This is a genomic window from Bacteroides luhongzhouii, assembly GCF_009193295.2.
Lineage (GTDB): Bacteria > Bacteroidota > Bacteroidia > Bacteroidales > Bacteroidaceae > Bacteroides > Bacteroides luhongzhouii.
The window spans coordinates 14,036-29,847 of sequence record NZ_CP059973.1; the positions used below are offsets into that span (position 1 = coordinate 14,036).

A 15,812-nucleotide genomic window follows, 5' to 3' on the forward strand; every position below is an offset into this window, starting at 1 on the left:
ACTTTAGGATACGAAAGTTTATTCCTATTTTTGCACAATTCACTAAAAAACGTGCAATGATTAAAGAGAATTTCATTAAACTATACGAAAATAGTTTTCGTGAGAATTGGGATCTGCCTTGTTACACTGATTATGGAGAAGATACCCAATACACATATGGTGAGGTAGCTGAAAAAATCGCCCGTTTACATCTGTTATTCAAACATTGTAGCCTTCGCAGAGGAGATAAGATTTCAGTTATCGGCAAAAATAACGCTCACTGGTGCATCGCCTATATGGCAACTATCACATATGGAGCGATCATTGTCCCTATCCTTCAAGATTTTACGCCTAATGACGTTCATCATATCGTCAATCATTCCGAATCTGTATTTCTGTTCACCAGCGACAGCATTTGGGAAAATCTGGAAGAGGAGAAATTAACAGGATTACGGGGAGTATTCTCATTGACTGATTTTCGGTGCCTTTATCAACGTGACGGAGAAACCATACAGAAGTTTCTGAAAAATACCGATAAAGAGATGCATACTTTGTATCCGAAAGGATTTACCCGTGAAGATGTTCAGTATACCACTTTATCCAATGACAAAGTGATGCTGTTAAATTACACTTCCGGAACCACCGGTTTCAGTAAGGGTGTGATGCTGACAGGAAACAATCTTGCCGGCAATGTCACTTTCGGTATTCGTACCGAACTCCTTAAAAAAGGGGATAAAGTGCTGTCTTTCCTTCCCCTCGCCCACGCATACGGTTGCGCATTTGACTTTCTGACAGCAACCGCTGTTGGCACCCATGTCACTTTGCTTGGAAAAACGCCTTCTCCTAAAATCATAATGAAGGCTTTTGAAGAAGTGAAACCTAACCTTATTATTACCGTCCCGCTAGTGATTGAAAAGATATATAAGAATATTATCCAGCCACTCATTAATAAAAAAGGTATGAAGTGGGCACTCAATATTCCTCTGCTCGACACCCAAATCTACAACCAGATACGTAAAAGACTGATTGATGCATTAGGAGGACGGTTTAAAGAGATCATTATCGGTGGCGCCGCTATGGACAAGGAAGTAGAAGAATTCTTCTACAAAATCAAATTTCCTTTTACTATCGGTTATGGAATGACGGAATGTGGTCCGCTTATCAGCTATGCTCCTTGGGATGAATTTGTACCAGGCTCCTCCGGAAAGATTCTGGATATAATGGAAGCGCGTATCTATAAGGAAACCCCGGAAGCAGAAACTGGAGAAATCCAAGTTCGGGGAGAGAATGTGATGGTAGGCTACTACAAGAACCAAAAAGCAACGCAGGAAGTATTCACACAGGATGGCTGGCTACGCACCGGAGACCTCGGTTCCATGGACAGCAACGGAAATATTTTCATCCGGGGACGACTCAAGACTATGATCTTAAGTTCTAGCGGACAGAACATCTTCCCCGAAGAGTTGGAAACCAAACTGAATAACCTGCCTTTCATTCTCGAAAGTCTTGTTATCGAACGCAATAAAAAATTAGTGGCACTTGTTTATGCCGATTACGAAGCGTTGGATTCTCTCGGATTAAATAATCCGGATAACCTGAAAACAATCATGGATGAAAATCTTAAGAATCTGAACAGCAATGTAGCCGCTTATGAGAAAATCAGCAGGATCCAACTCTATCCTACGGAATTTGAAAAAACTCCCAAAAGAAGCATAAAAAGGTACTTATATAACAGTATTGCTGTCGATTAGCATGTTCTAAAACATATAAAAAAGGGAGAAAAGTGGCCAGTTACAAAAAAAATTATAAAAAAAGTTGGCATTTCGAGAACAACATATTGAAAAAGTACATACCTTTGCAACGTTTTAATAAAGCAATTGATTGTATTACGTTTTTAAAAAGCAAAGAAAATGAAAAAATTAGTTTTGATGGCCGTAGCTATCGTAGCAGTATCATTCGCATCATGTGGTAACAAAGCAGCTGACGCAGCAAAAGCAACTGCAGATTCTATCCGTATCGCTGACTCAATCGCAGCAGTAGAAGCAGCAGCTCTTGAAGCTGAACAAGCAGCAGCCGCAGCAACAGATTCTTTGAATGCTGATAGCACTGCAACTGAAACTGTAGCTGAATAATAATTCAGAAACAGCCTAGAGAGAATTGAAAGTCTGCCATGCGAAAGCATGCACAGACTTTTTTTTATGCCTTTATTTTAGCAGGCCACACGTTATTTAGCGTATGAACTTTTCACAAAAGGAGCGTTCAACAAATAATCCAGACTTACTTCTACACTTTCCTCCACCGGAATACTATACTTTTCGATTTCAGCAACGAGATAATTAACGCCTGCAGTTTTTGCATTCTTAAAGATAGCATCAAAACCTACCATTCCACTTTGTCCAATCTCTCTGTGATCTTTCACATGGAATATCTTGAAGCGACCGGGATATTTATTAAAATAATCGACAGGACTGTTTTGTCCGCGAACTACCCAATAAAGGTCCATCTGGAAGAAAACATATTCAGGATTTGTATGTTCCAACATATAATCATACATCACTTTATCTTCTACCTTCTGAAATTCATGAGCATGATTATGATATCCAAACAATAAACCCTGTTGTTTGCAACGCTTGCCTATCTCATTATAATATGCACAATACGTTTCTAAATCCTTGAGCGTCTTAGGTACATCCATCCACGGAGCTACAATATATTTCATACCGGCAGCTTTGTGATCGGCAATGCATTGATCCCACCATTCAAGCGACTTTGAATAGTCACCGGAAGCCAATTCTTCTTTAGATAACTGCCTTGTACAATGTGAAGACAAGACTTTTAATCCTGCCGATTCGACATCTTTCTTAAACTGTTGGGGAGCACGGTCATAAAACTTACCGTTGTTATAATTGGCTGCTTCAACACCGGTATATCCCATGTTTGCCAATTTTTTCAGAAGAGCAGTATAAGCGGGATCACACTTACCATTTTTGTTGTCTACCTTGTTTAATATATCTCTAACAGAATAGAGCTGAATAGCTACTTCTTTCTTAGCTTTTTTCTTAGTTTGTGCCGTTACTGCCAATGGAATCATGAAAAGAGCAGCCAATGCACAGATATAAATTCTAGTTTTCATATAATAGATATTAGTGGGTTACAATTATTCAGGTTTATATAGAAAAAAAATAGGCACGGATTACACAGACTTCACGGTTGCTCCATGGCAATCGCCATTCAAAAAAACGTGAAATATGCGTAACCCGTGCCTTTTTATTGCTATTCGATTAGTCCAAAACCTTCACGCGAATGTTGCGGAACCAAACATCATCACCGTGATCTTGCAAACCAATGAAACCTTCGTGATTTTCGCCACCGCAGTTATTCAGCAATTCAAATGCCAAAGGCCATTTTTCTTCGCTGAACTTACTTGCTTGCAACATATCAGTCCATTGTTTTGTCCACAAATGATATTCAAGTACGTTTTCATCGTTTTGTCCGTGAACAACTGTACCTTTATAAACCATAATCTTAGCCTTGTTCCATTCGCCAAACGGTTTAGAGTTTTGAGGAACTGCAGGAATCATATCATACAAAGAAGCTGACTGACGATTGTTGTCCTTACCCAATTTAGCATCCGGATGATTGGCATTGTCCAACACCTGATATTCGGGCGCAGAAATATAAATAGGCTCAAGCACATCATTACCGTCTTTATCTTTCGATGTAACTTCCTGAGCTAAATAGAAGATACCGGAGTTACCACCTTTAGAAACCTTCCACTCCATTTCCAGTTCGAAGTTTTTAAACTTGTGGGCAAAAATCAAATCACCACCATCACCGTCTTGAGCTTCACCGCCACCAGAACCGTTGAATTTGATGCAGCCGTCTTCAATTGTCCATTTAGAAGGAATACGGTCTTTTCCATAACCACGCCATCCGTTAAATGTTTCGCCATCAAAGATAGTGATATAACCATCTTTATCAACTGTCAGATTCAAGCTATCTGTTTCTGGAGCTTTCAATGATTTAGAGTAAGACAGCGCTACTTTATTTTGCTCTTCCGGAGCATTTGCCTTCTTCTGACCACCGCAAGAAGCGAAAACGCCTGCAGCAAGACAACAACAAGCTAATGGATAAAATACTTTTTTCATGATATCAACTATTTAATTTTTAATCTTTAATTTTTAATTTACTTTTATCTTGGCATATCAGGCAGTCTCCAGCCTTCACGATAAGTATGTTTCACCAATTCAGCTGCAAACTGTTTTGCATTGATCGGATCAGTCCATGTCTTATCAAATGTAGGATGACCGTCATGAATCTTGAATCCGTCTTTGATAACGGTACGGATGGTTTCGTTGTCACCGATATTTGTAAAGCACATGTTAGCTCCATCCCATTCAAGAGTTTTATTCAGTGCTTGCAAACGAATAGCCAATACACCCATTGCCACCATTTCATTCATTGGTCCGGCTTCTGAAAAATCAGATTTAGTCATGATACGATTGGATTTATCTTCTTTACATGCACGTACCCAATCCATCTCGTGACCACCATTCATTGCATTAGGAACACGACGACAAACCTTCGGCGCATTTGGCTTACGACCAGAAAGCAACCAAGGATTCTGTCCATAACATCCGCAAATCAATGTATCTTTCGTTCCGTGGAAAATAGTCAAACCACCACCACTCTGCATCAGTTGTTTTCCTTCTGGGAATCCTTTCGGACGTTCGGGCATCATACCGCCATCGTACCAATGTACTTCCACTTCAGGCATCGCCACTTTAGGCATATTATTACGAGCCGGGAAAATCATCTTCACATGCTGTGCCTGTGGTGCACAAGCGTTCAACAATAAAGTTGACGATCCTTCCACTTTAATAGGATATTGCAAATTCAATGCTCTAAACGGCTGATGCAAAATATGACAAGCCATATCACCTAATGCACCTGTTCCGTAATCCCACCATCCACGCCAGTTCCAAGGATGATAAATAGCATTGTAAGGATTCATTTTAGCAGGACCTGTAAACAAATCCCAATTCAATGTGCTAGGAATTTTATCAACCTTTTCAGGAACGTTTAATCCTTGAGGCCAAATAGGACGGTCTGTTGCACATTCAACTTTCGTTACGTCACCGATTTCACCATTCCAAATCCATTCACATACTAAATCTGTACCTTCATCAGAAGAACCTTGATTACCCATTTGGGTAACCACGCCCGTTGATGCAGCCAGTTTTGTCAACAAACGAGATTCATAAACAGAATGTGTCAATGGTTTCTGACAATATACGTGTTTTCCCATTGTCATTGCGTCAGCAGTGATAATAGCATGAGTATGGTCGGCAGTTGCGATAATCACACCATCGATAGATTTACCCATTTCATCATACATCTTACGATAGTCCCAGTACTTTTTAGCCTTGGGGAATTCGTCGAACACGCCTTTTGCGTACTTCCAGTCCACATCACAAAGAGCCACAATATTTTCAGTGCCCTTTACGTGATTAATGTTGGCATGTCCCATGCCACCAATACCCACAGCTGCAAGATTTAATTTGTCAGTAGGCGAAATATGCCCGTGACTCATACCTAAAATTGTACTGGGAGCAATGGTTATACCTGCTAAAGCAGCGGCTCCCGTTTTGAGAAATTTTCTCCTCGAAATGTTTGACATGATTTTATTTGTTTAAGGGTTAATAATCTTTGGAAGGTTGCCGTGCAACAATCCATATCCATTTTTCATGTTTTTTCTTCGCTCGCGTATTTGCTCCAAAGTGCTTAAATTACCAATAGCAGGCAAATCGTGTTTGCGGGTATCTTTCAAGAATGTCCACGCATATTCGGATGCAATAGCCGAATCACGCATTAATGGTAAGCGTGAACTGCGTTTTCCGGTTTCTACCGAATCAGCAAACAGGTCACACAACACGTCTATATTCTTGCCGCCGAAAGGTTTCTCTACACGAATGGTCTGATTGACACCGTGCAGGTCGACAACAGCAGTATTGAAGTCATGCGTCATACGCACAACCCCTTTTGTCCCTATAATATCTACATACGAATTATGTGTCTGGTCTTTAGATAATTGCCCATAAACAAATCCCTGGGTAATATCAAAAACGACCCCATTTTGAAAAGTTCCGTGACATTGCACCCACCAAGGATCTTTGTAGTTCCACATATTCACTCCCTGGGCATTCCACGTTCTATAATCACATCCTGCATACCAACGGGTAATATCTACATAGTGCATTCCACAATCATGGAAAGCAGGTCCCTCATACTCATGACCTTCACCCGGTGCCAAGCCGGGAGTCATATGACAAATACGGATAATAGCCAGCTCTCCAATCTCCCCTTGCTGGATATATTCCTTCATTAAATTATGATACCAGGAATTTCGCAGATACAAGTTTACCGTAGAAATGAGGTTTGTGTTTTCTGTCATTTCTACGACTTTCCACTCATTTTCCATTGTATCTGCAACAGGTTTTTCTGAAATAATGTGTTTGCCGTAACGAATAGCTTTTTCTATTTGTTCCATCCGCGAGTCAGCCAAAGTGAAAAGTCCGACTACCTGCACACTTTCGTCCTCAAAAATCTTTTGATTATCTTCTAATATAATAGAGTTAGGAGAAAGCTTCTTGGCTAACTGACGTGATGCCGGATTGGTATCACAAATATAAGCAATATTCCACCGATCACTTTTAGTCATCGCTTCCCAGTAGAATCTTCCCATCCTACCAAAACCGATAATGCCAACTTTAATTCTCGTGTCTACTGAAGATTGCGTGTTCATAATTAAACATAGTGAATTTAAGTACAAATAATAGATAAAACATCAACTCCTAACTATCAAACTGATGAGCTAAAAACTGATATTGCAAATCTAGCCAAATAAATAACGGCTTATTTGACTTACACTACTTTATGTAGATATAAAATCAGCACTTTATACTATTAATCAAGCACTTAGATAGTTTACCATATCAAAAAAATGTAGATGATTTGGAAAGTATTATAATGTTAAAATGATAATTATGTATCTTGAGTTGAACTAATTTTCATAATTTCATTCTCAAATTCATCCCTGTCGACAGCTGCCTTATTTCTCATCTTCGTGCGATAATTATAAACCGTACTTGTAGAACAACGGAGGAAGTTCGCTATCTTTCCACTATCCGTAATACCCAAACGTAATAAAGCATAAATACGGAGTTCTCTGTTCAATAAAGCATCCGGTTTTAAAATTATTTTCTCTTCATCTTTCAACAGAGCGTTAAAATCAGAAACAAAAGTGGGATACAAACCCAAGAAAACCTTATCAAAACGAGTGTATAAAGCGCTAAGTTCCTCGTCGATAAGCGCAGATGATTTTAGCTTCTTAATCAGTTCATCATAGTATTTATTAATAGCTATTTTATACAGCATATTCTGATATTTCTCCATTTTATGGATATAACTAAAGCATACATCAAAAAATTCGGCTATATAATACTCCTTTATACTATTAATTTCGCACAACTGGTTATTTGTATCATTCAGCTGGCTGTTCATGCTATTCAGTTTATTGTTCAATCGCAAAAGCTCCTCATTACTCTGCGCCAATGCCTGTTTTATTTTCAATATCTTTTTCATCTGAATATAGATGAAAAGCACCAACAGGACTAAAAGAAAAAGGATAATACTTGTAGAAATAAGGAAAGTAGTCAGATGCGACCGTGATCTGGCCTGCTCCGCCTGATAAGCTGTATTAATAATAGAATTGAATTTATAAATTTCGATGGCCCGGAAATGAATACCGGAAGAAATAACGTCATCAATAGCGGACTGTGTAAATTTAAAGGCATCAGCTAAATTCTGTTCATCATAGGCTATCAATGCAAGAGATTGCAGGGATGCATTTTCCCGCGTAGCATTCCGGGTATCGGCTATTGCTGACAACATCAGGTATTTTTTTTCCTCATCATACTTTTTCTGATGGTGACATAACCTAGAATACGAATGAGTTATCATGGCATAATTAGGCGTCCCCACCTCTTCAATCTCCAGCAGTTCTTTAAAAATCTCTTTCGATTTCAGTGTATCACGCCAAATATAATAAGAAGCCTGGGACATTCGATAATCCCAAGAAGTGTGGTCAATGAGGGCAAATAGCGAATCCTGATAAGCAGCCTGCTGCTTGCCATACAGGTTGTTGGCGACAGAAATCGAATAGTGTCCCCAAAAGCTGGAATAAGTTTGATAATAGTTTATTAATAAATCTCTGGGAAGTTCTGAAGTCTTTATACTTTTCAAAATAATCTCCGCTTCGCGGAACCTGCCACACATCGAATATAAAAGACCGAGATTTAAAAACGACTGATTGGTGAAATAAGGTCTATTCAACTGGCGGGAAATCTCAATATTGCGATCAACATAATGGATGGCTGAATCAATATGAAACTTTTTATATTCGTTATATAACCGTAGATTGATTCTATATTCTCCTTCAAGAGTCAAACCGGGACTTTTCAACATACATTTTATCCGGTTTATCCGATCCTCTTTCTCTTTAACAAAGACGTGTTTTTCATCTATCACTCTACGCAAAGAATCAGTCAATAGCTTCAACTCATTATTTGCATAAAGAACACTGCCAATTCCCAAAGCAATCAGCAGAAGCAAAAACCTCTTCTTCAGAAAACAACAGTTGAATTTCATAATAGTAATAGCAAAGATAACAAAAAAAGCGATTTATTCATTCAGAACAAATCGCTTTTCATATATGAAGTAAATTTGCTCTTATTCAGCAACTACCTCGAAAGGAATTTCTACCGAAACTTCCTTGTGAAGCTTAACGATAGCCTTGTAGCTACCAACTTCTTTCACAGCGTCTTTTACAACGATGATCTTTCTGTCAACTTCATGACCCAGTTTAGACAATGCTTCAGCAATCTGGATGTTACCGACAGAACCGAAGATAGTACCGGTTGAGCTAACTTTAGTTGCGATAGTCAAAGAAACGCCTTCCAACTTAGCAGCCATAGCTTCAGCGTCTTTCTTGATTTTCTCAAGTTTGTGAGCGCGCTGTTTCAGTTCTTCAGCCAACATTTTCTTTGCAGAAGGAGAAGCGATGACAGCTTTTCCAGTCGGGATCAGATAATTACGACCGTATCCGGATTTCACGTTTACGATATCGTTCTTATAACCCAAGTTTACTACGTCTTCTTTCAATATAATTTCCATACTTTTCCTCCTTCTTATTTCATCATGTCAGTTACATAAGGCAGCAATGCCAAGTGACGAGCTCTCTTCACAGCCTGCGCGATACGACGTTGGAACTTCAAAGAAGTACCTGTAATACGACGCGGAAGGATCTTTCCTTGTTCATTCAAGAATTTTTTCAAGAATTCAGGATCTTTGTAGTCGATATACTTAATACCACTCTTTTTGAAACGGCAGTATTTTTTCTTCTTAACGTCTACTGACGGCGGAGTTAAATATCTAATTTCTGATTGAACTTGTTGTGCCATGATTAATCCTCCTTTTTGTTTGATTTAACACTTCTTCTTTTTGCAGCGTATTCAGCAGCATACTTATCCATCTTGAAAGTCAAGAAACGGATTACGCGTTCATCACGACGGAAATTAATTTCCAGCTTGTCAATAACAGTAGGATCTGCATTGAACTCAATCAGTTGATAAAAACCTGTAGACTTTTTCTGAATTGGGTAAGCCAATTTCTTCAGTCCCCAGTTTTCTTCATTAATAATCTCAGCACCTTCAGCTTGAAGAACGCCTTTGAATTTTTCTACCGCTTCCTTCATCTGAACATCAGATAAAACGGGAGTTAAAATGAAAACGGTTTCGTATTGATTCATACTTCGTTTAATTAAATAAATAAATTATTTGATTTTAAATGCGGGTGCAAAGTTAGACATTTTATTTTGAACTACAAATATTTAATCTTTTTTTGTATCCGAAGATAGGATTTATCCGGGAAGAGACTTACCTTTGCAAAGTTGTTTAAACAATAATTTCATGATAGAGCAATTTAATTTCGACATTCGGCTTATATTCGCCATATTAAATGGCAAAGTTTCTGCGGCAATCAACAGGAAATTGTACCGAAACTTCCGTCAGAACGGATTGGAAATCAGCCCAGAACAATGGACGGTACTCATTTTTCTGTGGGAAAAAGACGGGGTGACGCAACAAGAGTTGTGTAATGCAACTTTTAAAGACAAGCCCAGCATGACCCGATTGATAGATAATATGGAACGGCAACATCTTGTTGTGCGCATTTCCGACAAAAAAGACCGCCGCACCAACCTGATCCATCTGACCAAAGACGGGAAAGAATTGGAAGAAAAAGCGCGTGTCATTGCCGGACAGACTCTAAAAGAGGCTCTACACGGTATCACTCTCGACGAATTGAGCATTGGGCAAGAGGTGCTGAAAAAGGTATTCTACAATACGAAAGATTAGGTAGAAGAACCTCTCTTTAAATCATAAAATCCACTAAATCGTGCATTTATAATGGAATTTTTATCCAAATAATTTCGCTCGTTAAAGAATTATGCTTTAATTTGTGACTGGAATATTATAATCTATTAAAATACACACACATGAAAGGCTTATTAAAGAACTTAGGATTGATATTAATCTTGGTCGGAGTAGTCATCCTGCTGGCTTGTTCCTTTACAGGAAATGTAAACAACAACGCCATCCTGGGTACTTCAGTAGTACTTGTAGTACTGGGACTCATTTCTTATATTGTTATTAATAAGAAGATCGCTGATTAATTTCACAAAATCAATAAAAAATCCCGGAGACGAATGTTCCCGGGATTTTTTATTTGGAGTTATCTCAAACACAATCATTAAGATTCAACTTCCGGAGTAATCAGTTTATAGCCTTTTCCGTGAATATTGATAATTTCGATTGAGTCGTCTTCTTTCAGGTGCTTACGCAATTTCGTGATATACACGTCCATACTACGGGCATTGAAATAGTTATCGTCAATCCAGATTGTTTTCAGAGCGAAGTCACGTTGCAAAATCTCATTGGCATGTGCACAAAGCAATCCGAGTAGTTCAGATTCTTTAGTAGTCAGTTTAGTCTGTTTGCCTTCTGACGACAGAATTTGCTTCTGCGTGTCGAAAGTAAACTTACCAATCTTATAGATATTGCTTTCTTTGTTCTTCTTTCCACGAACACGTCTCAAGATTGCTTCAATTCTGAATGTCAATTCTTCCATACTAAACGGTTTGGTGATATAATCATCCGCACCGATTTTAAAGCCTTCCAGGATATCTTCTTTCAGCGTTTTAGCCGTCAGGAAGATAATAGGAATTTCAGCATTTGCTGCACGGACATCCTGTGCCAGTGTGAAGCCGTCTTTTTTAGGCATCATCACGTCAAACACGCACAAGTCATATTTATTCTTCAAGAAAGCCTTATAACCGGCTTCTCCATCAGGATATAACTCAGCAGAATAACCTTTTGCCTGTAGATATTCTCTTAAAAGCATGCCAAGATTTTCGTCATCCTCGCACAATAAAATACGCAGTTTCTCGTCCATATCAATTATTTTTTAATAAAGGTAATGCAATAATAAATTTAGTTCCCACGTTCAGGTCGCTTTCCGCCCGGATGGTTCCCTTATGATCCAATATTATTTTTCTCACATAAGCCAATCCAAGTCCAAAGCCCTTCACATCGTGCAGATTACCCGTATGTACACGATAGAACTTTTCAAATATCTTTTTCAGGTTCTCTTTTTTGATACCGATACCATTATCCTGTATCGAAATCATCAGTTTACCCGACTCATTCCACGTTCTCACTTTCAGTTCCAGATCCTCTTCCGGTTTCTTATATTTCACCGCGTTATCCATCAGATTAAAGATTACATTCGTGATATGCATCTCATCTGCAAATATAACAGGATCGGTGGCCTCAAGGTTCGATGTTATCTTACCATTATACCGTTCCACTTTCAGCGCAAAGGTATTGACAACTCCTGCTATTAATTCATTCGCATCAATCTCCTTCATCTTCAAAGTAGCCTTCTGACGCTCAAACATCGACATCTGGAGTACCTTTTCCACCTGGAAGCGCAAGCGCTTGGTTTCATCATTAATCACTCCCGATATATGCTGGAACATCTGCGGAGATTTTCCCACCGCCGGATCTTTCAACATCTGGGCTGCTAATGAAATGGTAGATATCGGTGTTTTAAATTCGTGCGTCATATTATTGATAAAGTCATTCTTCATCTCCGTCAGTTTCTTTTGCCGGAATACGATATAAATCGTAAAGATGAATGTCACTAACAATACCAGTGTAAATATCAGCGACGGAATCATGAAACTGATGGAGTCAAAGATATAATCTTTCTTCCCCGGAAAGTGTACTTTCAATATACTCATTTTTGCAGGCGGGTCATTTTTGAACAATGCCTGTTGATAAGCGTCTTCACTTCCCTTTGCCTCATAATCCGCACAACGGTAGACTTCCCTGCCGTCTTTGTCAATCACCGTAAAGTGATAAGGCAAATCTATACTATTATTATATAAGCTCGATTTCAGATAGTCATCCAGTTCTTTGAACCGTACTCTGTCTCCAATCGACTTGTCACTTCCCCGATAAATCATCTGCCAGGCCACTTCATCGAGTAATGCCCGTTGATACATATACCGATTCTTGATGGCTTCCACCAATGAACGCGAAGTTTCCGGAATAGTCTTTGTCCCCCTATAAGGAGAAATCATAGCCTTCGGAAGCTCGGAGGGCTTAGTGGTCATCACTTTCAACTCGAAATCCGAATATACCTTTCCATCCTTTGACTTCACCGTAAACCGTTGCGTTTGCTGAATCAAGTTGTCTTGTTGCATGGAAGCATTATTCGCAATTAGTGCTTTTCTCTCTGCTTCTGAAATATCCTCGATCAACCAACGTCTGGTCTCTGCATATTCCACATCCTTGGAAACCTGATCCAGGCTATTGCGTACAGCCGAATCAAACTGTTCCTTACGGGTTTTCATCATTTCCTCTATATAACTTACCTGCAAGTACAGCAGACTAAGGAAGGAAAGCCCCATTACAATACCTAATATCCAAATTGTTGACTTCTTCATAGCAACAAAATTAACACTCCCTAATTAACACTCCTAATGCATTAACTTGATTTAACCGGAACTTCCCGGAAATTAACCGTAAAGAGTTATTTAGGTTGTATTCTGATTACTACAACAACAAAACCTCTCCTTTGGTTTGCAAATTTAATAAAAAATTAAATCTTTTCCTTGTGTTTTTCTATCTTTATTAATCATAGTTAAACAAAAACCGCCCCCTTTTACTTAAAAAAGGTGGCGGTTTTAACGTTTTAGTTGATTCTTTATGTCTAATAGATGATAAATACCGAATATTATAGTGAATTTTCAATCAACTATCACATACTATTTATCAACTATCATTTATACTTATTCTTCGGTTTGTTTAGCTTCAAAATCCTTCATTAACTTATCCTGAACGTCTGTCGGAACAAGCTCATAACTAGAGAATTTCATAATGAACGAAGCACGTCCGCCCGTGAGAGAGCTAAGTGCCGTAGAATAAGATGACATTTCTTTCAAAGGTACTTTAGCAACCAGTTTCTCAAAACCTTTTTCACTACTCATACCCATAATCATGGCGCGACGTCCCTGAAGATCTCCCATCACATCACCCATCCTATCAGACGGAACGAACACTTCTACATCATAAATCGGTTCCAGAATCTTCGGACCGGCATTCTTGAAGGCTTCACTAAAGGCATTACGTCCGGCAAGCATAAAGGAGATTTCATTCGAATCTACCGGGTGCATCTTACCATCGTAAACAATGACACGCACGTCACGAGCATACGAACCCGTCAACGGTCCTTGCTCCATACGAGACATAATCCCCTTCATAATAGCAGGCAGGAAACGGGCATCGATAGAACCACCGACGATACTGTTGACAAACACCAGTTTACCGCCCCATTCCAATGGTATCTCTTCCGTGCCTCTCACGGTAATCTTAAACTCCTGTCCGTTGAACTTATAAGTTTCAGGTATAGGCATACCTTCTTTATAAGGTTCTACAATCAGGTGAACTTCACCAAACTGACCGGCACCACCGGACTGTTTCTTATGCCGGTAGTCAGCACGGGCAGCTTTGGTAATCGTTTCACGATATGGAATCTTCGGCTCTTCATATTTCACCTGAAGTTTTTCGTTGTTTTCCAAACGCCATTTCAATGTACGAAGATGGAATTCTCCCTGACCGTGTACCAAAGTCTGTTTCAGTTCTTTTGATTGCTCAATCACCCATGTAGGATCTTCCTCGCGCATACGGTTTAAGATACTCATCATCTTTTCCACATCCGCTTCATTGACCGGCTTAATGGCACGGGTATATTTAGAGTTCGGGTATTTGATAAAGTTAAATTTATAATCGCAATCCTTACCGTTCAGTGTATTACCGGTTTTCACGTCTTTCAGTTTCACGGCAGCACCGATATCACCAGCTTGCAGTTCTTCCACCTTGACACGGTTACCACCGGCTACCACATAGATTTGTGCGATACGTTCCTTCGAGCCACGGTCGGCATTCAGCAAATCGTCTCCCTCATGAACTTTACCGCTCATTACTTTAAAATAGGAAACTTCACCAATATGCGGTTCCACACTTGTCTTGAAGAAATAAAGAGATTCCGGTCCATTGACATCCGGAGCCACTTCTTTACCTCCCGTATTTTGTACCTTCGGCATTTCAGATACAAAAGGAACAACGTTGCCCAAGAATTCCATCAAGCGGCGAACGCCCATATCTTTCCCTCCGCAGACGCAGAATACAGGGAACATACCCCTGGCGATCAATCCCTTACGGATACCTTCACGCATTTCGTCTTCTGACAGGGAATCTTGCTCGAAGAATTTCTCCATCAGATTTTCATCATTCTCGGCTGCAGCTTCTACCAATGCTTTGTGCATTTCCATGGCCTTATCCATTTCTTCTGCCGGAATATCTTCGATTGTCGGAGCCCCTCCTTCAGGTTTCCACGAGTATTTTTTCATCAACAATACGTCAATCAGTGCATTAAAGCCCGGACCGGTAGCTATCGGATATTGAATAGGAACAACCTTAGAACCGTATGCTTCTTTCAGCTGTTCGAGGATATTATCATAATCGCATTTTTCATTATCAAGCTGGTTGACTAGAAAAATAACAGGTTTATTCAGCTTTTCTGTATAACGGAAGTGATTTTGTGTACCGACTTCGACGCCGTATTGGCCATTGAGAAGGATGATTGCTGTGTCGGTCACATTTAGTGCAGTCACTGTGCTGCCTACGAAGTCGTCCGATCCCGGACAGTCAATAATATTAAGTTTTTTGTTATTCCATTCTACATGGAGAACGGTGGAGAAAACGGAGTAACCATACTCTTGTTCAACAGGAAAATAATCGCTAACTGTATTTTTTGCGGCAACAGATCCGCGACGTTTTATAACACCACTCTCGAAAAGCATCGCTTCCACGAGAGTGGTTTTCCCAGAGCCAGAACTTCCCAACAAGGCAATGTTCTTGATTTCATTAGTCTGATATACTTTCATAATATATAAGATTTTAGTAATTACTCAGTATGTTTCTCACATACCATTAATTTTGTGATGCGCAAATTAGGGATTAATTGGGGGAAAAGCAACACTTATGGCAGTGTTACTAAACAATGTTATGTAACACATCTTTAACATGAACATTTTTGAACCGGGTTAAAAATTATTTTCGCATGTCTATAAACTAATTTCATAGTTG

15 protein-coding genes are annotated in these 15,812 nt (G+C 39.3%); 4 read left to right on the top strand and 11 right to left on the bottom strand.

Annotated features, from left to right (window positions below; translation table 11 throughout):
- The first annotated feature begins 56 nt into the window (after nt 1-56).
- Both GD631_RS00055 and GD631_RS00060 read left to right on the top strand, forming a co-directional pair.
- Complete coding sequence (locus tag GD631_RS00055; protein ID WP_143257759.1) at nt 57-1,730, top strand: long-chain fatty acid--CoA ligase; 1,674 nt, start codon at nt 57-59, stop codon at nt 1,728-1,730.
- Between the two features lie 159 nt (nt 1,731-1,889).
- Nucleotides 1,890-2,111: a hypothetical protein gene (locus GD631_RS00060; RefSeq protein ID WP_143257757.1), complete on the top strand. Its 222-nt coding sequence runs from the start codon at nt 1,890-1,892 to the stop codon at nt 2,109-2,111.
- 92 nt (nt 2,112-2,203) lie between these two features.
- Here GD631_RS00060 and GD631_RS00065 read toward each other — a convergent pair whose 3' ends face one another.
- The 8 genes from GD631_RS00065 to rpsF form a co-directional block, all read right to left on the bottom strand.
- Nucleotides 2,204-3,112, bottom strand: a complete 909-nt coding sequence (locus tag GD631_RS00065) for a sugar phosphate isomerase/epimerase family protein (protein ID WP_143257756.1) — start codon at nt 3,110-3,112, stop codon at nt 2,204-2,206.
- A gap of 148 nt (nt 3,113-3,260) precedes the next feature.
- Nucleotides 3,261-4,127, bottom strand: a complete 867-nt coding sequence (locus tag GD631_RS00070; protein WP_143257755.1) for a 3-keto-disaccharide hydrolase — start codon at nt 4,125-4,127, stop codon at nt 3,261-3,263.
- Between the two features lie 44 nt (nt 4,128-4,171).
- Nucleotides 4,172-5,659 (bottom strand): glycoside 3-dehydrogenase, encoded by a 1,488-nt coding sequence (locus tag GD631_RS00075; RefSeq protein ID WP_143257754.1) that lies wholly within the window; start codon nt 5,657-5,659, stop codon nt 4,172-4,174.
- Nucleotides 5,660-5,671: 12 nt separating this feature from the next.
- Nucleotides 5,672-6,784, bottom strand: a complete 1,113-nt coding sequence (locus GD631_RS00080) for a disaccharide 3-dehydrogenase (protein ID WP_143257753.1) — start codon at nt 6,782-6,784, stop codon at nt 5,672-5,674.
- 239 nt (nt 6,785-7,023) lie between these two features.
- On the bottom strand, nt 7,024-8,688 hold the full coding sequence (locus GD631_RS00085; RefSeq protein WP_143257752.1) for a SusR family glycan utilization regulator: 1,665 nt from the start codon (nt 8,686-8,688) through the stop codon (nt 7,024-7,026).
- Between the two features lie 81 nt (nt 8,689-8,769).
- Nucleotides 8,770-9,213, bottom strand: a complete 444-nt coding sequence (gene rplI, locus GD631_RS00090) for a 50S ribosomal protein L9 (protein ID WP_004299330.1) — start codon at nt 9,211-9,213, stop codon at nt 8,770-8,772.
- A 14-nt stretch (nt 9,214-9,227) separates the two neighbouring features.
- Nucleotides 9,228-9,500, bottom strand: coding sequence for a 30S ribosomal protein S18 (rpsR, locus tag GD631_RS00095; RefSeq protein ID WP_004307964.1), 273 nt, complete (start codon nt 9,498-9,500; stop codon nt 9,228-9,230).
- A 2-nt stretch (nt 9,501-9,502) separates the two neighbouring features.
- A complete protein-coding gene (gene rpsF, locus GD631_RS00100) occupies nt 9,503-9,847 on the bottom strand; it encodes a 30S ribosomal protein S6 (RefSeq protein WP_004299329.1) in 345 nt (114 codons plus the stop codon).
- Between the two features lie 160 nt (nt 9,848-10,007).
- Between rpsF and GD631_RS00105 the strand changes: the two genes are divergently transcribed.
- Both GD631_RS00105 and GD631_RS00110 read left to right on the top strand, forming a co-directional pair.
- Complete coding sequence (locus GD631_RS00105) at nt 10,008-10,454, top strand: MarR family winged helix-turn-helix transcriptional regulator (protein WP_004299328.1); 447 nt, start codon at nt 10,008-10,010, stop codon at nt 10,452-10,454.
- A gap of 140 nt (nt 10,455-10,594) precedes the next feature.
- Nucleotides 10,595-10,771 (top strand): hypothetical protein, encoded by a 177-nt coding sequence (locus tag GD631_RS00110; RefSeq protein ID WP_004299327.1) that lies wholly within the window; start codon nt 10,595-10,597, stop codon nt 10,769-10,771.
- A 77-nt stretch (nt 10,772-10,848) separates the two neighbouring features.
- Here the strand turns inward: GD631_RS00110 and rprY are convergent, their stop codons facing one another.
- The 3 genes from rprY to GD631_RS00125 all read right to left on the bottom strand — a co-directional run bounded on the left by rprY (nt 10,849) and on the right by GD631_RS00125 (nt 15,610).
- Nucleotides 10,849-11,550, bottom strand: a complete 702-nt coding sequence (gene rprY, locus GD631_RS00115) for a response regulator transcription factor RprY (RefSeq protein ID WP_004299326.1) — start codon at nt 11,548-11,550, stop codon at nt 10,849-10,851.
- A gap of 1 nt (nt 11,551) precedes the next feature.
- On the bottom strand, nt 11,552-13,108 hold the full coding sequence (locus GD631_RS00120; RefSeq protein WP_143257751.1) for a sensor histidine kinase: 1,557 nt from the start codon (nt 13,106-13,108) through the stop codon (nt 11,552-11,554).
- Between the two features lie 345 nt (nt 13,109-13,453).
- Nucleotides 13,454-15,610, bottom strand: a complete 2,157-nt coding sequence (locus tag GD631_RS00125; protein WP_143257750.1) for an elongation factor G2 — start codon at nt 15,608-15,610, stop codon at nt 13,454-13,456.
- Nucleotides 15,611-15,812: the final 202 nt, after the last annotated feature.